The organism is Pseudomonas sp. W4I3, from assembly GCF_030816195.1.
In the GTDB taxonomy this organism is placed as follows: Bacteria; Pseudomonadota; Gammaproteobacteria; order Pseudomonadales; family Pseudomonadaceae; genus Aquipseudomonas.
The window spans coordinates 5,124,407-5,139,688 of the sequence record NZ_JAUSXS010000001.1 but is presented as its reverse complement, the minus strand read 5'-3'; the positions used below and the strand labels follow the sequence as shown (position 1 = coordinate 5,139,688).

The 15,282-nt window shown below is 58.1% G+C and carries 14 protein-coding genes, 1 tRNA gene and 1 pseudogene; 6 read left to right on the top strand and 10 right to left on the bottom strand.

Annotated elements, in window-relative coordinates:
* Positions 1-412: 412 nt before the first annotated feature.
* The 3 genes from QF045_RS23310 (at position 413) to QF045_RS23300 (ending at position 4,604) form a co-directional block, all read left to right on the top strand.
* On the top strand, positions 413-1,618 hold the full coding sequence (locus tag QF045_RS23310) for an acetyl-CoA C-acetyltransferase (protein ID WP_306494226.1): 1,206 nt from the start codon (positions 413-415) through the stop codon (positions 1,616-1,618).
* 16 nt (positions 1,619-1,634) lie between these two features.
* Positions 1,635-3,782 carry a 3-hydroxyacyl-CoA dehydrogenase NAD-binding domain-containing protein gene (locus QF045_RS23305; protein ID WP_306494225.1) on the top strand — a complete coding sequence of 716 codons (2,148 nt, stop codon included), beginning with the start codon at positions 1,635-1,637 and terminating at the stop codon, positions 3,780-3,782.
* Positions 3,783-3,872: 90 nt separating this feature from the next.
* Entirely contained in the window at positions 3,873-4,604 is a 732-nt protein-coding gene (locus tag QF045_RS23300) for an amidotransferase (RefSeq protein WP_306494224.1), read from the top strand.
* Here the strand turns inward: QF045_RS23300 and QF045_RS23295 are convergent.
* The 3 genes from QF045_RS23295 to QF045_RS23285 all read right to left on the bottom strand — a co-directional run bounded on the left by QF045_RS23295 (position 4,582) and on the right by QF045_RS23285 (position 7,378).
* Positions 4,582-5,553: a magnesium and cobalt transport protein CorA gene (locus QF045_RS23295; protein WP_306494223.1), complete on the bottom strand. Its 972-nt coding sequence runs from the start codon at positions 5,551-5,553 to the stop codon at positions 4,582-4,584. The genes QF045_RS23300 and QF045_RS23295 overlap by 23 nt on opposite strands.
* A gap of 197 nt (positions 5,554-5,750) precedes the next feature.
* On the bottom strand, positions 5,751-6,473 hold the full coding sequence (locus QF045_RS23290; RefSeq protein ID WP_306494222.1) for a 1-acyl-sn-glycerol-3-phosphate acyltransferase: 723 nt from the start codon (positions 6,471-6,473) through the stop codon (positions 5,751-5,753).
* A 212-nt stretch (positions 6,474-6,685) separates the two neighbouring features.
* Positions 6,686-7,378, bottom strand: a complete 693-nt coding sequence (locus tag QF045_RS23285) for a crotonase/enoyl-CoA hydratase family protein (protein WP_306494221.1) — start codon at positions 7,376-7,378, stop codon at positions 6,686-6,688.
* Between the two features lie 319 nt (positions 7,379-7,697).
* Here QF045_RS23285 and QF045_RS23280 point away from each other — a divergent pair.
* From QF045_RS23280 to QF045_RS23270, 3 genes are all read left to right on the top strand, one after another.
* Positions 7,698-7,787, top strand: a tRNA-Ser gene (locus tag QF045_RS23280).
* Between the two features lie 954 nt (positions 7,788-8,741).
* Positions 8,742-9,032 (top strand): hypothetical protein, encoded by a 291-nt coding sequence (locus QF045_RS23275; protein WP_306494220.1) that lies wholly within the window; start codon positions 8,742-8,744, stop codon positions 9,030-9,032.
* 2 nt (positions 9,033-9,034) lie between these two features.
* Positions 9,035-9,274 (top strand): hypothetical protein, encoded by a 240-nt coding sequence (locus QF045_RS23270; protein WP_306494219.1) that lies wholly within the window; start codon positions 9,035-9,037, stop codon positions 9,272-9,274.
* Here the strand turns inward: QF045_RS23270 and QF045_RS23265 are convergent.
* The 7 genes and pseudogenes from QF045_RS23265 to QF045_RS23235 all read right to left on the bottom strand — a co-directional run bounded on the left by QF045_RS23265 (position 9,258) and on the right by QF045_RS23235 (position 15,282).
* Complete coding sequence (locus QF045_RS23265) at positions 9,258-10,442, bottom strand: Arm DNA-binding domain-containing protein (protein ID WP_306494218.1); 1,185 nt, start codon at positions 10,440-10,442, stop codon at positions 9,258-9,260. The two genes, QF045_RS23270 and QF045_RS23265, sit on opposite strands and share 17 nt — an antisense overlap.
* Positions 10,443-10,711: 269 nt before the next feature.
* Positions 10,712-10,960 (bottom strand): hypothetical protein, encoded by a 249-nt coding sequence (locus QF045_RS23260; protein ID WP_306494217.1) that lies wholly within the window; start codon positions 10,958-10,960, stop codon positions 10,712-10,714.
* A gap of 66 nt (positions 10,961-11,026) precedes the next feature.
* Positions 11,027-11,320 (bottom strand): hypothetical protein, encoded by a 294-nt coding sequence (locus QF045_RS23255; protein ID WP_306494216.1) that lies wholly within the window; start codon positions 11,318-11,320, stop codon positions 11,027-11,029.
* 15 nt (positions 11,321-11,335) lie between these two features.
* Positions 11,336-14,133, bottom strand: a pseudogene (locus QF045_RS23250) (toprim domain-containing protein).
* A gap of 4 nt (positions 14,134-14,137) precedes the next feature.
* Entirely contained in the window at positions 14,138-14,371 is a 234-nt protein-coding gene (locus QF045_RS23245) for a hypothetical protein (RefSeq protein WP_306494215.1), read from the bottom strand.
* Between the two features lie 72 nt (positions 14,372-14,443).
* Positions 14,444-14,806 carry a hypothetical protein gene (locus QF045_RS23240; RefSeq protein ID WP_306494214.1) on the bottom strand — a complete coding sequence of 121 codons (363 nt, stop codon included), beginning with the start codon at positions 14,804-14,806 and terminating at the stop codon, positions 14,444-14,446.
* Positions 14,803-15,282: a YmfL family putative regulatory protein gene (locus QF045_RS23235; RefSeq protein WP_306494950.1), complete on the bottom strand. Its 480-nt coding sequence runs from the start codon at positions 15,280-15,282 to the stop codon at positions 14,803-14,805. Before QF045_RS23235 ends, QF045_RS23240 begins: the two co-directional genes overlap by 4 nt.

The window sequence follows — 15,282 nt, the reverse complement described above, 5'->3', positions numbered from 1 at the left end:
CGTACTTTCGAATGTTTGAACATGGCTGACTGCCTTTTGTTGTTATTCCTGAGCGTCAAATGCGTGCCGGTTAATCCAGTATCGCAATCCGACGTGACACTTTTCCTACAGCTGCTCCAGCAAAACCCGGCAGCAACTTCTTACTGATTCAACCTTAGAGCCCTCGTTCTTCGCGGCATAGATCCATTTCATATCAGCTAATCACTTTTTCCGCTTAAAACGGCATGAGGCCTAGTGCCATCTTGGCGCCAACCCAAGAGCTAGACAGCTAAAACGATTAACCTGGGGTTTCCCATAGCTACCTACCGTTCGTCTGAGCGAGGGGGTCAAAAGCAATGAGCGCATCCGTCATTGAAACCGTGTCAATCGGGCTTAAGGTAGGGGCATACACCGACTGTGGCTCGAGGACATCATGACCCAAGCTTTGATCTTTGACGCGATACGTACGCCCCGGGGCAAGGGCAAGGCCGACGGCGCGCTGTACAGCGTCAAGCCGGTGAACCTGGTCGCCGGCTTGCTCACAGCGCTGGCGCGACGCAACGACCTCGATACACGCCAAGTGGATGACATTGTCCTCGGCTGCGTCACCCCGGTGGGCGACCAGGGCGCCGATATCGCCAAGACCGCCGCGCTGGTAGCGGATTGGGACACCAGCGTTGCCGGCGTGCAGATCAACCGTTTCTGCGCTTCGGGCCTGGAGGCCGTCAATCTTGGGGCGATGAAAGTGCGTTCCGGTTTCGAAGACCTGGTGGTGGTCGGCGGTGTCGAATCCATGTCCCGCGTGCCGATGGGCAGTGACGGGGGTGCCTGGGTGCTCGACCCGCAAACCAATCTGCACAGCCACTTCACACCTCAGGGCATTGGTGCCGACTTGATCGCCACGCTGGAAGGCTTCACGCGCCAGGACGTGGATACCTTTGCCCTACAGTCCCAGCAGAAAGCCGCTAGGGCACGCGCAGACGGTTCCTTCAACAAATCGCTGATTTCGGTGCAGGACCAGAACGGCATTGTGCTGCTGGACCATGACGAATTTATCCGTGGCGATTCCACCCTCGAAGGTCTTGGCAAGCTCAAGCCGAGTTTCGAAATGATCGGGCAGATGGGTTTCGACGCCACCGCGTTGCGGGTCTACAGCCAGGTGGAACGCATCCAGCATGTGCACACACCGGGCAACAGTTCCGGCATTGTCGACGGCGCTGCCTTGATGCTTATCGGCTCCGAGGCCAAAGGACGCGAACTTGGCTTGCAGCCGCGAGCGCGCATTGTTGCCACGGCGGTGACCAGCACCGATCCCACCATCATGCTCACCGGCCCTGCCCCCGCCACGCGCAAGGCACTGGCCAAGGCCGGTCGGCGCGTCGAGGACATCGACCTGTTCGAGGTCAATGAAGCCTTCGCGTCGGTGGTTCTCAAATTCATCAAGGACATGGGCATCGACGCCGCCCGCGTCAATGTCAATGGTGGCTCGATTGCCATGGGCCACCCGTTGGGCGCCACCGGCTGCGCGATCCTCGGCACCTTGCTTGATGAGTTGGAGGTGCGCCAGCAGCGCTACGGCCTGGCCACCCTATGTGTGGGCGGTGGCATGGGCATCGCCACCATCATCGAACGCCTCTGAGCCCAAGGAAACTGTCATGACTGACGCCATTCGTTACGAAAAGGGCCAGGACCAGATCGTGGTGCTGACCCTGGACATGCCCGGCCAAAGCGCCAACACCATGAACGCTGCGTACCGCGAGGCAATGGCAGCCACGATCGCGCGTCTGGAGGCGGAAAAGGAAACCCTGGCCGGGGTGATCATCACCTCGGCAAAGAAGACGTTTTTTGCCGGTGGTGACCTCAATGAGTTGATCCAGGTCGACAAAGCTCACGCCCGGGATTTCTACGACGGTGTAGGCGTGCTGAAAGCCCAGTTGCGCCGTTTGGAAACCCTCGGCAAGCCTGTGGTGGCTGCGATCAATGGCGCGGCCCTGGGTGGTGGCTGGGAGATTTGCCTGGCCTGTCATCACCGGGTCGCACTGGACGACAAGTCCGTGCAGCTCGGTTTGCCGGAAGTCACCCTGGGCCTGTTGCCGGGCGGCGGCGGCGTGGTGCGCATGGTGCGCCTGCTGGGCCTGGAAAAGGCCCTGCCGTACTTGCTCGAAGGCAAGAAGCTACGACCTGCGCAGGCACTGCAGGCGGGCTTGATCGATGAAGTGGCGGCAGATCGTGATGAGCTGCTGGCCAAGTCGCGTGCCTGGATTCTCGCCCATCCGCTGGCCACGCAGCCGTGGGACAACAAGGGTTACCAGATTCCTGGCGGCACGCCGTCAAACCCCAGGGTTGCGCAGATGCTCGCCATCGCGCCCTCGATACTGCGCAGCAAGACCCATGGCTGTTTCCCGGCGCCGGAGAAAATCCTCTGCGCTGCCGTGGAAGGCGCCCAAGTGGATTTCGACACCGCGCACCTGATCGAAACCCGCTATTTCACCGAGCTGGTGACCGGGCAGGTGGCGAAAAACATGATCGGCACGTTCTGGTTTCAGCTCAACGAAATCAATGCCGGCCGTTCGCGACCACAGGGTTTTGCACCTTATGTGACGCGCAAGGTCGGCGTACTGGGTGCCGGCATGATGGGCGCGGGCATTGCCTATGTCAGCGCCTGTGCGGGTATCGACGTGGTGCTCAAGGACATCAGCCTGGCGGCGGCCGAGAAGGGCAAGGCTCATTCGGCCGCGTTGCTGGACAAGAAGGTCAGCCGTGGGCAATTGACCGCCGAACAGCGCGAAACCACCTTGGCGCGCATCCATCCCACACAGGATGACGCCGATTTGGCTGGCTGTGATTTGGTGATCGAAGCGGTGTTCGAAGACCGTGAACTCAAGGCCCGCGTCACCGCCGCCGCGCACCGCGTGGTCGGGGCTGACGCGGTGATCGCCTCCAACACCTCGACCTTGCCCATCAGCGGATTGGCGACGGCAGTGCCCGACCCTGGCGCATTTATTGGCCTGCATTTCTTCAGCCCGGTGGACAAGATGCCGCTGGTGGAAATCATCAAGGGCGCTCACACCCGCGACGAAACCCTGGCGCGAGGTTTCGACTTCGTACTGCAGATCAAGAAAACCCCGATCGTGGTCAACGACAGCCGCGGTTTCTTCACCTCGCGGGTATTCGGTACCTTTACCAGCGAAGGCATCGCCATGCTTGGCGAAGGCGTGGCTGCGCCGATGATCGAGACCGAAGCGCGCAAGGCCGGTATGCCGGTAGGGCCCCTGGCGGTGTCCGATGAAGTATCCCTGAGCCTTATGAGCCATATCCGCCAGCAAACCGCCAAGGACCTGCAGGCGCAAGGCAAGGTGGCACCGACCCATCCGGCGACGGCGGTGATCGATCTGTTGGTCAACGAATACAAGCGTATGGGCAAGGCCGCAGGTGGCGGGTTTTATGACTATCCAGCAGGCGCCCAGAAGCACCTGTGGCCAGAACTCAAGACGCGATTCGAGCAGCCCGGTAAACAGATTGCGCCCCAGGACGTGCGCGACCGCTTGCTGTTTATCCAGGCGATCGAAACCGTGCGTTGCGTAGAGGAGGGCGTGTTGATGTCTACAGCCGACGCGAATATCGGTTCGATCTTCGGCATTGGCTTTGCCGCGTGGAGCGGCGGTGCGTTGCAGTTTATCAACCAGTACGGCTTGAACGACTTTATCGCTCGGGCGCGCTACCTGGCCGACGAATATGGCGAGCGGTTCACGCCACCGGCGCTGTTGCTGGAGAAGGCCGCCCAGGGTGAGACGTTCCGCTGATCGGAGCGTGGGAGGGGCTTGCTTTGAACAGGTGTTTCAAGGCACGCTCTGGGGTGTTCAATATTCCCATCGCCGTGTCAGGTATTTTTTATGTCGCTACGCGTCTGCATCCTGGAAACCGATATCCTGCGTCCAGGCTTGATCGATCAGTACCAAGGTTACGGGCAGATGTTCAAGCGCCTGTTCGCCAAGCAGCCGATTGCCGCCGAGTTCGTTGTTTACAACGTGGTTGAGGGCGAGTATCCGCCGGATGACGAAGCCTTTGATGCGTACCTGATCACCGGCAGCAAGGCCGACTCGTTCGGCACCGACCCCTGGATCCAAACCCTCAAGACCTACGTGTTGCAGCGCTACGAGCGTGGCGACAAGTTATTGGGTATCTGCTTCGGCCACCAGTTGCTGGCGCTGCTGCTCGGTGGCAAGACCGAGCGCGCGAGCCAAGGCTGGGGCATGGGCATTCATGATTACACCCTCGATGCCTCGGCACCCTGGATGAGTCCGCAAGTACCGGAACTGACGCTGTTGATCAGCCATCAGGACCAAGTCACGAGCTTGCCGGAAAATGCCACGGTCATCGCCTCGAGTGAGTTCTGCCCTATCGCGGCGTACCACATCGGCGACCAGGTGTTGTGCTTCCAGGGCCATCCGGAATTTGTTCACGACTATTCCCGCGAACTGCTGGAGATTCTTCAGACAACCCTGGGCGAAAAGGTCTACACCAACGGCGTGGCCAGTCTTGAACGGGACCACCACGGTGCGACCGTGGCGGAATGGATGATGCGCTTTGTGGCGCACCCGCCTAAAGCCATCCCGAACGCTTGAAGCTCGCCCACAGGCTGGTGCAGCCCACCGCAATCAACCCGAGCACCGCAAAGTAGCCGTAGTGCCATTGCAGCTCGGGCATGTTCTGGAAATTCATCCCGTAAATCCCCGCTACCGCCGTGGGGAACGCGAGGATCGCCGCCCAGGCGGCAAACTTGCGCTGCACCACGCTCTGGCGCGAGGCCTCCAGCAACACCCCGATCTCGATGGTCTGGCTGGCGATATCGCGCAGGGTCGTCAGGTCTTCCATCTGTCGCGTCACGTGGATCTGCACGTCACGGAAATACGGGCGCATGTTCTTGTCGATAAACGGGAAGCTCAGCTTCTGCAATTCCTGGCTGATTTCCACCATCGGCGCCACATGGCGCTTGAGCCGCAGCACGTCGCGGCGCAGGCCGTGAAGGTTCTGAATATCACGCTCGTTCAGCGAACTGCACAGCACGTTGCGCTCCAATTCATCAATCTCGGCGTGGATCGCTTCGCTGACCGGTTGGTAGTTTTCGGTGACGAAATCCAGCAAGGCATAGAGTACGAAATCTTCCCCATGCTCCAGCAACAACGGCCGCGCCTCACAGCGCTGGCGCACAAAGCCGTAGGAGGCCGAATGCCCGTTACGTGCGGTGATGATGTAGCCATTGCCGGCAAAGATATGGGTCTCGATAAACTCCAGCTTGCCGTTCTCGCGCACGGGTGAATAGGTGACGATAAACAGCGCATCGCCGAAGGTTTCCAGCTTCGGGCGGCTGTGTTTTTCCATGGCGTCTTCGATCGCCAGTTCGTGCAGGTTGAATTGGCGCTGCAGATTGTTCAGCTCCAGGGCGCTGGGTTCTTCCAGGCCGATCCACACAAAGTGATTGGGTTTGGCGGCCCAGGCCGCGCCTTCATCGAGGGTAATATCCGTGACTTTTTTCCCGGCGCTGTAGACGGCGGCCGCAACGACTCTACCCATGGTGCTGATCACTTCTTATCAAGAGGACAGATGTTGGGCAGCTTAGCCTGAATGGCGTTCCGTTGTGATGAAGGTGGTGCTGGGCCTACTTAGGTTGATCGCTCCCACGCTCCGCCTGGGAATGCCTCCCGTGACGCTCCGCGTCGCCCTGCACGCTCCCCAGACCAAGCGCCTTCATGGCGCAGGCGTTCAAGCGTTCAAGCGCTTTGCAGCTGGCGATCCATTTGCGCAATGCATTCGTCCATCTGTCTCTGACACGCTTGCATCAAGGCCGGAACGTCATCCGCCGTCATCCCCACAGTAGGAATCGGCGCCAACGAGCGTATGAGCACATCCCCACTGTTCCAGCGATTCAGGCGCATATGGGTGACGTAGTTACTGACACACACCTGCACGATCGGCACACCGGCGGCAATCGCCATATGGAACGCGCCCTTTTTGAACGGCAGCAAACCTTTGCCCAGGTTGCGCGTGCCTTCGGGAAATACCCAGATGGAGGTGTCTTCATGCTGCAAGGTGCGGGTGGTGGTGAGCATGGCACGGCGCGCCTTGTGCGCATTGCCGCGGTCGATCAACACATTGCCGGCCAGCCAGAACAACTGGCCGAACAACGGCACCCATTTCAGGCTTTTCTTGGCGATGCATACCGTGCGGTAGGGCACCACGGTGCCGAGCACGAACAGATCATAATTGGACTGGTGGTTGGCGATCACCACGCAGGCGCCGGGCTTGTTGCGCAGGGAGTCGACATCGGCTTTCACGTTCAGGCGCAGGATCCACATCGCTGGCAGCGCATACAGGCGGGCACATATACGGCTGTTGTCCGGATTGAACGGGCGGCAGATTCCCACCAGCACGCCCAGCACACCAGCGACGATAAAGTGCAAGCTCATCAATAACATACGTAACAGAAAAAGCATCGACACGGCCCACCGGGACAAAAGGTGGCGCAGTGTACGGATGTGCACTGTATTCGGCAATTGCGCCTACATAGGTAGGAGATAGGCGATGTTTAAGCGCATGTTTCAACATCTACCGAGAGAGGCTGTCTAGAGCGGCGCAGGTTGTTTCGGTTTGAGCTGTAAGAAAAAGCCCGACTCAGGGTCGGGCTTTTGCATGGCGTACGCAGGCGTTACATCAGGACGTGGCCCTGGTCCTGGATGATTGCGTCGTCCAGGGCCTCCAGCAGTGCCTTGCGCACCTTCAATTTGGTTTGCTTGTGCGCATTCATGTTGATCTTTTTCAACTGCCGAGCTGCCTCCAGGGCTGCTGCGTGCAATTCTTCCGGCGCTACTACCTTGTCGAGAAAGCCCGCCTGCAAGGCGCCTTGCGGGTCAAACATCTCGGCATTAATCACCGACCGATGAAACGCTGACTTACGCAGGCGATCGCGCGCCAACTCGATACCGGCGTGGTGCATGGTCATGCCGATCGCCACTTCATTGAGGCCAATGCTGAACGGGCCTTCCACGCCAATCCGATAATCCGCCGACAGCAGCAGGAACGCCCCTTTGGCCACCGCATGCCCAGGGCACGCGACGATCACCGGGAACGGATGCGACAACAGGCGACGCGCCAGCGTCGAACCCGACGTCACCAGGCCGATGGCCTCTTTAGGGCCGGCCGTCATCACCTTCAAATCATAACCACCCGACAGAATGCCCGGCGTGCCCGTGATAACCACCACCGCCCGATCCTTCTCCGCCTGATCCAGCGCCGCATTGAACGCACTGACCACTGCGGGAGAAATGGCATTTACCTTGCCGTTGCTCAGGGTCAGGGTCGCAATGCCGTCTTCGAGGTGGTAGGCAATCAACTCACTCATGACGCGGTTCCTTATATGACTTGTTATAGAAGAATGCAGCAGACGTTACCCACCACGCCCGCGCGGGTAAAGCGCCGTGACTGACTGCCCAGTCAGGCTTTCGGCCCACACCCAGCAGCAGAGCGCCCGGGGCAGGGCGCAACAGCCAGCGTAGACCATCGCCATCCATGCCCGAGATTGGCACAATCACCATCGCGCAAAGGTCCGGGTCCAACATCCCCGTCTAACCGCATGAAAATTCTGAAAAAAACCTTTGCCATCAGAAAGGCTTTCGACTACATTAGCGCGCCTCGACAGACTGAACTGTTTGACGAGATACGGTGAAGTGTCCGAGTGGCTTAAGGAGCACGCCTGGAAAGTGTGTATACAAGAAATTGTATCGAGAGTTCGAATCTCTCCTTCACCGCCAAATTGAGAAAACGTAAACCCCTGATTTTCCTAGAGAAAGTCGGGGGTTTTCGGTTTCCGGCGTCCCAAAAATAGCGCCATGGGACTGCCATGGGACTGCCATGGGACTGGCGCCCCTATTTGGTGCGAAAAATCCCTTTTTTGCCCAGCGCCAAAACAGGCCGATTGGCACCTCATAGGGTGCTAAAACCGTCATAGCAAATGGCTGGAACGCGCCAGTCTGGCTACGCTACTGTCAAGGTGCCTGCTGTAGGCATCAGTGTGACGACCTCCCTCCTATCGCCTTCATACGCGGGATAACTCTGCAGCTTGCCGAGAGCGTGCGATTGCAGCTCTGTAGGCGTCCATCTCATTGAGGGAATCGGGTCAACAGATACCGTTCGTTCGAAATATCTAAATATTTTTTGATACAAGTCGAACGTTTCTTTATCAGTTTTTATACGTATATCCGTTCGTGTAAATCAGTATGAATATCAGAGAACTGTACCGCTTGTGCTCTAAGTGCAGCTACCCGCTAGAATCCCAGGTAGACAACGCTGAACTCTTGCCTAACAGGAGTTTTCAATCGGTCTGCCCAAAATGCAGACGGAGCTTTTCGATTGCGTTCATTAACGAAGCCTTGCGCCGAAATGTGTATAAATTGAGTTCATTGGCGGCGGCGCGAAGAAAATGAATCTTGGCTCTACTCCTTTGAGCCCTTCGATTTTGCGCATAACGATTGAGCGCAAGTAAGGTTCAAGGTCGGATTCTGTAATGCTCCCAGGAGGCGTGTCTCAGTTCGCACGGATGCCTGCTGAGTTGGCGCTTACTAATAACACCATTTATGTTCAATGATCCCCCACACCAAGGCCCGCTCCGGCGGGTTTTTTTACGCCCGGTGGAAACCAGACTCCGGCAGGCTGGTCTACCATTACCGCTGCGCTTGGTCTGAGCGTGCTTGCTAAGGAAGAGAGACGTGTCGTTACCCATCACAGCACGGCAGATGAACGCGCTCAGGGCTCTGCAGCTTAAAGATCCAGACTTGGGCGAGTTGGCCACGGCGATCGCGCTGGCCTTCGATGCGTCGACCATCGAGAACCCGCAAATGGCGAGGTTGATTCTAGAGAAGACCTGCCGTCGGATCGTCGCTGGCCAACCCGGCAGTCATGAAGCCATGGTCGATCACCTAAAAACCTTCGGTAACTTGAACTGCCTAACGCCCGCACAGGTCAGTGAATTTACCGAACGGGTAAGGAAGCTCGCTTAGCTATGCCACAAGGAATCCAGGAAGAAACGCTGCGCGCCATGATCGAGGGTGGCGCGGTGCGCGATGTACTGGTCAGCCGCCAGAAAGATAAATGGACGTTGGCCATACGCCTCGGGGGCGCTGGCAGTCGCTGGTTACCGGTGCGCTCGCGCCGTGAGGCGCTGCGCACCTGGGCCAGCCTGACGGCCGTAGGACGATTTGCCGATGCGGTGGGGGTGCGCGGATTTAGTGTGGAGCTGTGAGCGGGGTTAGCTTTAATGCCAGCTGCAACATCCCCACCACGTCCGGGCCGTCCTCATTGATCCACGTCCCGTAGTGCTGACGGATCATATTCCCGTTGGTATGTCCCATCTGTTCGGCGATCCAATCGATTGAGGCAATGCCCGTCGTCAGTAACTGACTGGCGTACGTGTGCCGGCACTGGCCAGGCCCGCGATAGCGAACACCGGCTGCGAGCAGGTGAGCCTTAAAAAACCGGTCACGCACCACAAAGTCGTTGGCATGCGGCAGACCGCTTTTGGTGTTCAAGAATACGAAGTGCAGCGTATGCCGGCGGACGGTCTTGTTGTCCCGCTCCACGATTTCCACCGTTTCCGCTTTTTTCCTGCGGGTCAGCGCATCGATCTTACGCAAGGCATCCCAGGCGGGGGCCAGCAGGCGAACTTTACGCATTGATCGCCGGGTTTTGGTCACGCGGTAAGCACCGCGGACCTTTGACCGACGGAACGTCACCGTGCCTTGTTCCAGGTCGACGTCCTCCCAGGCCAGGGCAATAGTTTCAGACACCCGGGGGCCGGCCCACATCATGAATTGCACCATCAATAACTCATGCGTGCGGGTGGTAGGCGTCTCCATGATCTGCTTGATTTCCGCCCGGGTAAACGGGTCCGGTGCTTCTGGATCGGGTAGCCGGACCATCAGCCCCTCAGTGGGGTCATGGGCGACCTTCATACGGGTGCGGTACAGCCGAAACACCTGGCGCACGTTGCTGATAATGTCCCGGATAGTCTTATTTTTAAGGGTTTTAGACAGCGTGCCCTGAATCCACTCCTGCAGCTCCAGGTGGTCGATCGCATTGATCTGAACCTTGCCCCAGCGCGGCCGCACATGCACCTCGGCCTTGTTGGCGTAACCTCGGTAACTCGATGCCGCCACGCTGTTGGCCTTAATCCGCAACCACAGGTCGAGGTAATGACCAAAGGTGTTTTCCACCAGTCTGGACGAGTTGGGGAAGTGTCGGGCGTAATCAAACGTCCCGGATTCGATTTCGTATTCAATGATGGCAAGTAAGCGTTTTGCCTGCGCCACTGTGGCCGGCTTGTTTCCTCCTGGTATGGATTCGCGGCATTTTTCGCCGTCGTATTGAAAATAGATTCTCACGGAATTACCGCGAGCTTCGACCCCACTCATGTAAACCCCTAACGCTGTACTCGTGTAACGACAGTCTGACGATCGGAAACAAAAAGGCCCGTTTCCGGGCCAAGTATCTGGTAGCGCATCTTCTGGTGGACGCGCCTTACCGTTTCGGCTTCTGGTTGCGTAAGTGGGCGTTCTGCAGCTGGCGCAGCTGGCTGCATTTCAGGTGACTGCCCTGTACACGCCAATAGCCGCATTGATCGCATAGGCTGGTGTAGTCAATGTTCCAGGGAAAGCGGCGTGCAGATGCTGCGGCAGGACGGTTAGACATTACGCGATACGCCCCGGTTTGCTGGCTTGGCGAGCAGTTGTGCGACTACGGCCGCATCCGTTTTGCTCAGTTCGCCCAAGGTGTCGGCCATCCGGCTGAGGCTTTCGAGACGGGTTCGTGATTCAGGGGTTTTGTGCACCAGGTAGCCAATGACGGCCGCGCCGATAATCGCGGTGGCCACCAGGTGCCGTGCCGGTGTGGTAGCCTTCGTGCCGCTGCTGCTGTGGGTCTGTGCTTGCATGGTTTAGTCCTCGGTGGTGGTTGGGTGTCGGGGAGCTGCAACTCCTCGACACTGCTTTTCAAATGCTCAGTCTTTACGGGCTAGGTGGATCACCAGGCCGTCAAAATCGCGCTCATGCTCAACGCATGATTGCCACTCCAGTACCCTCAGAATTTGTTGCCGGCTGCAGTCGTCCACCAGGATTTCGCGCTGGCCACCGGCTGCCCGAACTTCCAGGATCTCCAACAAGCCATCCTCCCCATATGCACCGGCCTGAATGATCGGCGCGCTCTCACCGGTAAATTCCAGGCGGTCCTGCACGGCTTGTAGCTTGCTTGTTTTACCGTCGCCGGCATTGCCCATAAATACTTGGATCTGCATCGGTCTTGCTCTCCTTTACGCCTTAAATGTCCAGCACTTCACTGTGGTCGGCCGGGGTTGTGAACACGGGTTGCGGCTGTTAAATGCAGCGCGCACGGCGCTGTGCACGGCCTTATTGCTGTCCAAAAACTTATGCGAGCGTGACTCTTTAAGCAGGTCGCGCAACGTGGCCACGTCGGCCAATTTCTGTTTGTGTTCGGCGGCGCGCTCGCAGAATTCGTTGAGGTTGATAGCGATCACAGTAGGGTCCGTGCTGTGGTCGACCACGGGGTCTTCGCTCAAGGATTCGAGGTAGTCGTAAACCTCCCAAAACTCGGCCACGGCCGCGTGGTCAGAGCTGATCGAGGCCTGGCGCTCGATGGCCATCCGTACGATCTGGCGTTGGGTGGCAGCGACTTGGGGGTCGCTTAATTTCAGGACCAAGCGAAGCCCATCCAGGAGCGAGAGCATTTGCGCGTGGTTTTTGCTGATGCGCTCCACGCGGATGTAGCCGCGCAGGTCATAGCCGCAGTTGGGGCAGTTGCCTTGGTCGCTGGGATAGGCCTTGCTGCAGGAGAAGCAATGGGTGTGCAAACGGCGCAGCTTCGACTCGTGTTCAGGCATACGTTGGGCGAACAGCTCAAGCACCGCCGATTCCTTGCCCACCGCACGCAACAGGAAGTGGCTGAGTGTGCCGCCGTCTAGAGCGTTGAGCTGGTCCGCTGCAGCGCGGCTTTCGGGCGTTACGGTTGGGCGTACAAAGTGCAGCTTCACAATGCGCGTCATGATCGCTTCGTGCGCCACAACAGCAGCGTTCTGGCTGATAGCTATCGTGCCCCGGAACGGCGGCTCGTACGTTTCGTTACCCGCGGTCTTGACGCCTTTGGTGGCCAAGGTGCCGCCGCCGTAGAAGTCTTTCAGCTCGTCCCATTCAAAGGTCTTGGCGTGCGCGCGATCGTCACCGTGTCGATCGGCTTCCAGAAACACAACCGGCATGCCAGAGACTTGGCCCATCAGACGAGAGCGTCCGGCCTTGGTAGATTTCATAGGATCAAATCCTTCATAGCCTTCACGGCCGAGTAGTTTCCAGAGGAGGTTCAGCAGGGTGGTTTTGCCGGCGCCGGCTTCACCCGTGGCTTCCAAAAAAGGAAATGACTGGTAGCGGGCGCGGATCTGTTCGCAGTACAGCGAGCCAAAGAAGAACACCAATGCCACAAGGCCTTGGGCGCCGAAGCACGTCCACAGCAGCTGCACCCACTTCTCGTCATAGCCCTTGGCGTCGCGCTGCAGCTTGATTGGGACGCCTTTCTGCAGCGTCTTAAGGCGCAGCTTGCCGAACTCGAAATAGTCTTCGCTGTTGACCTTGTAGGTGGTGCCGTCCTTGATCGCGATATCGCCGTAGACGTAGCAGGCGTATTCCTTGCTGTAGCCCACGTAGTCGATCGTTGAAACGGTTTTGATACCGAACAATTGATCCTTCATAAGCTTGTCGAGTTGCTGGCCGCTGCCTGTGAACATGGCACCCGCCGCCATACCGAGCAGCCGCTTTTTGAATTCGCTGGCGGCCGACAACTGGCCACTGGTGAAGGTGTTTTTCACGCTTTCGGAGTCGTGCGGGAAGTCCACGCGCATGTAGTACCAGGACTCGTCTGTTACTTCGTTACGCTGGAAATACAGCGCTTGGGGATAGCAGTTGGCGATTTCCACGACACTGCCGGACTGCTGCAGCGCTTTTTCTCGCTGTTGCGCCTGGTTCAACAGTTGGTCGTCGTGGTTCTCGCTGTCCTCGATGTCGGACATGGCCCGGTTAATTTCTCCATGTCCAACTTGAACCAGTACAACCGGTTCCCGAAGCCCAGGTGAAATTCCCCGCGTTTGTTCCAGTCGTACATGAGCAGGGCTTTTTCCGCCGCGCTCTCTGCCAGCAGCAGGGCGCCCTGGTGGCGAGCTTGCTTAAGATCCGTGGCGATCTGGTCGGCACGCTTGGCTTCGTCCTGGATGAAGCTCCAGCGCTGGTGAAGGTCGTTCCAGTCCGACTTGCGGCCGTCACGTTGGGTGATCTGTGCTGACTCGCAGACGAAGCCCAGGGCGCGTGCTTCGCGAACCCAGCGTCGGGTGTAAGCGTTGGCGCTCGGCTCGTTATCCAAAGCCCACACTAGCTTGGGCAGCTTGCCGCCTTCACGAGTTTTAACCAAAGCCTTGAGCGAGTCCCCAGGGAACGCATTGGATGACATCGCGGATACGGCCGCGATGTCGTTGTGCACCAGGGCGATGGCATCGAAGATCCCTTCAACAATCCAGATTTCTTTGGCTTCCAGCAGGTCGACGCAAGGCGGGCTCCACCAAACGCCGCGATAGCTGTCCTTGGATTTAAAGCGTGCCTTCATCTTGCCGAAGCGGTGCGGTTGATCAATCAGACGCTCCCACCAACCGCCTTTTTCCAAGGCAAAACGCACGGTCGCGCTGCCAGCGTTGTGTTCAGCCGAATAGAACGTTTCCTGGGTGAACCAACCCTGGATCAGCTCGAACCGGAAGCCCCGGGCGAACTCCAGGTAAGCGCGTGCTGTGGCGTTGGGATGCTGGTCTGTTGCCGGCGCACGCTTGCTCCAGTCTTCAAACAGATCGTCGTACAGCTCTTTCACGTGCAAGGTGTGGCCACACTTTTCAGGTCGGCCGCAGATCACCATCCATGGCGTGTCAAACCGCGAATACAGCTCTTTCTTTTTGCACTTCGGGCAAGTACCGCCGCGCATGTAATCGGTGCCTGTGCGGTGCTTGAGCCCGAAGTCCGACTGGAGGCGTTGCAACACGTCGTGGCGTAGATCTTCTTTCATGGGGTTACTTCACTGCTTTGAGGCTGTGGGACAAGGCTGCCATGAGGCGTTTTTGCGCAGCCATGACCGGGATGTGGGCGAGAATCGCGCCGTGGCGCAGACCGGCCGCAACAAGACGGAATTGGTCGTCGTACCAATGTTCATTGAGGCTCAAGCGATACTGTTCGCGCAGGTTGGCCAACAACGCTTCGGCCTCTGCAGGAGGCAGTTGAGTGGTGACAATTACGGCGTTAGCCATCGTTAAACCTCGATTTCGGGCGCAGCTCACCCAAACCCACGGGACGTGGAACTGGGAATTGGTTGAAGGGTGTTAGTCGGCGGAGGTGATGCGCGTGGCGCGGCCAGCGGATATCAAGTGCTCGTAGATCAAATGGACCGGAACCGACCATGCGCAGCCGCGCACAGGGTCGGTTATGACCACCGCATGTGATTCACTTGCCTTAAGATCGATTCGCTGCCGAACGTTGATTTCGGCAAGGTCTCCCAATGCTTCACAAGTTAGCCGAAGCGCCAAATGCTTATCGGCCTGGAAGCTGTCCACCAAGTGGTTGACGGTCCGCTCAATGAACTGACCCTGATCGCCCAAATGCTCGGCTTGATGACGTTCTAGGAATGCGAGCGCAGCGGCCCGTATGGTGCTGCGATAGTCGCGATCTTTGCAGGCGTCGTTCATTTGGCTTTCCCTGATTTGGCGCGGTAAAGATCAATCGCGGCGTAGACTTCGGCAGTCCGTGCGGCCATGTGTAAGGTATGGGCGTTCTGTATCAACTCGGCTTCGTCATCGGTGATCACACCGTCTTCAAGCGCCTGGGCAATGGCTTGGTCGACCGTTCCGCGCTTGATTGAACTCTGGATGGACCGTGAGTACATCTCTACGTTGTCCAGATTTTCTGGATGAATTACCGGTACGAACATGCCGCCGTACATTGCAGCAACGTAGTTTGGTAGGTGCTGGGTGCCGGTGGCCCGCTCCAGCTGGAATATCTGCGCGTCTGTTAACGGACGGCAGTTGTTGTTTTCATAGGCGTGATTATCAAACTTCTTAAGGGGCAGGCCGATCCTGGCGGCGGCGCACTCGCGTCCTCCTTCGAAGGTGCAAATAATTGCACTGACAACCTCGCGACGTGTTCTTAGAAGCTGGGTTTTCAT

Excerpts from the sequence above, each read along its gene's own strand:
- QF045_RS23310 (WP_306494226.1), top strand. The coding sequence starts at position 413 with ATGACCCAAGCTTTGATCTTTGACGCGATACGTACGCCCCGGGGCAAG.
- QF045_RS23305 (WP_306494225.1), top strand. The coding sequence starts at position 1,635 with ATGACTGACGCCATTCGTTACGAAAAGGGCCAGGACCAGATCGTGGTG.
- QF045_RS23300 (WP_306494224.1), top strand. The coding sequence starts at position 3,873 with ATGTCGCTACGCGTCTGCATCCTGGAAACCGATATCCTGCGTCCAGGC.
- QF045_RS23295 (WP_306494223.1), bottom strand. The coding sequence starts at position 5,553 with ATGGGTAGAGTCGTTGCGGCCGCCGTCTACAGCGCCGGGAAAAAAGTC.
- QF045_RS23290 (WP_306494222.1), bottom strand. The coding sequence starts at position 6,473 with ATGCTTTTTCTGTTACGTATGTTATTGATGAGCTTGCACTTTATCGTC.
- QF045_RS23285 (WP_306494221.1), bottom strand. The coding sequence starts at position 7,378 with ATGAGTGAGTTGATTGCCTACCACCTCGAAGACGGCATTGCGACCCTG.
- QF045_RS23270 (WP_306494219.1), top strand. The coding sequence starts at position 9,035 with ATGCCACAAGGAATCCAGGAAGAAACGCTGCGCGCCATGATCGAGGGT.
- QF045_RS23265 (WP_306494218.1), bottom strand. The coding sequence starts at position 10,442 with ATGAGTGGGGTCGAAGCTCGCGGTAATTCCGTGAGAATCTATTTTCAA.
- QF045_RS23260 (WP_306494217.1), bottom strand. The coding sequence starts at position 10,960 with ATGCAAGCACAGACCCACAGCAGCAGCGGCACGAAGGCTACCACACCG.
- QF045_RS23255 (WP_306494216.1), bottom strand. The coding sequence starts at position 11,320 with ATGCAGATCCAAGTATTTATGGGCAATGCCGGCGACGGTAAAACAAGC.
- QF045_RS23245 (WP_306494215.1), bottom strand. The coding sequence starts at position 14,371 with ATGGCTAACGCCGTAATTGTCACCACTCAACTGCCTCCTGCAGAGGCC.
- QF045_RS23240 (WP_306494214.1), bottom strand. The coding sequence starts at position 14,806 with ATGAACGACGCCTGCAAAGATCGCGACTATCGCAGCACCATACGGGCC.
- QF045_RS23235 (WP_306494950.1), bottom strand. The coding sequence starts at position 15,282 with ATGAAAACCCAGCTTCTAAGAACACGTCGCGAGGTTGTCAGTGCAATT.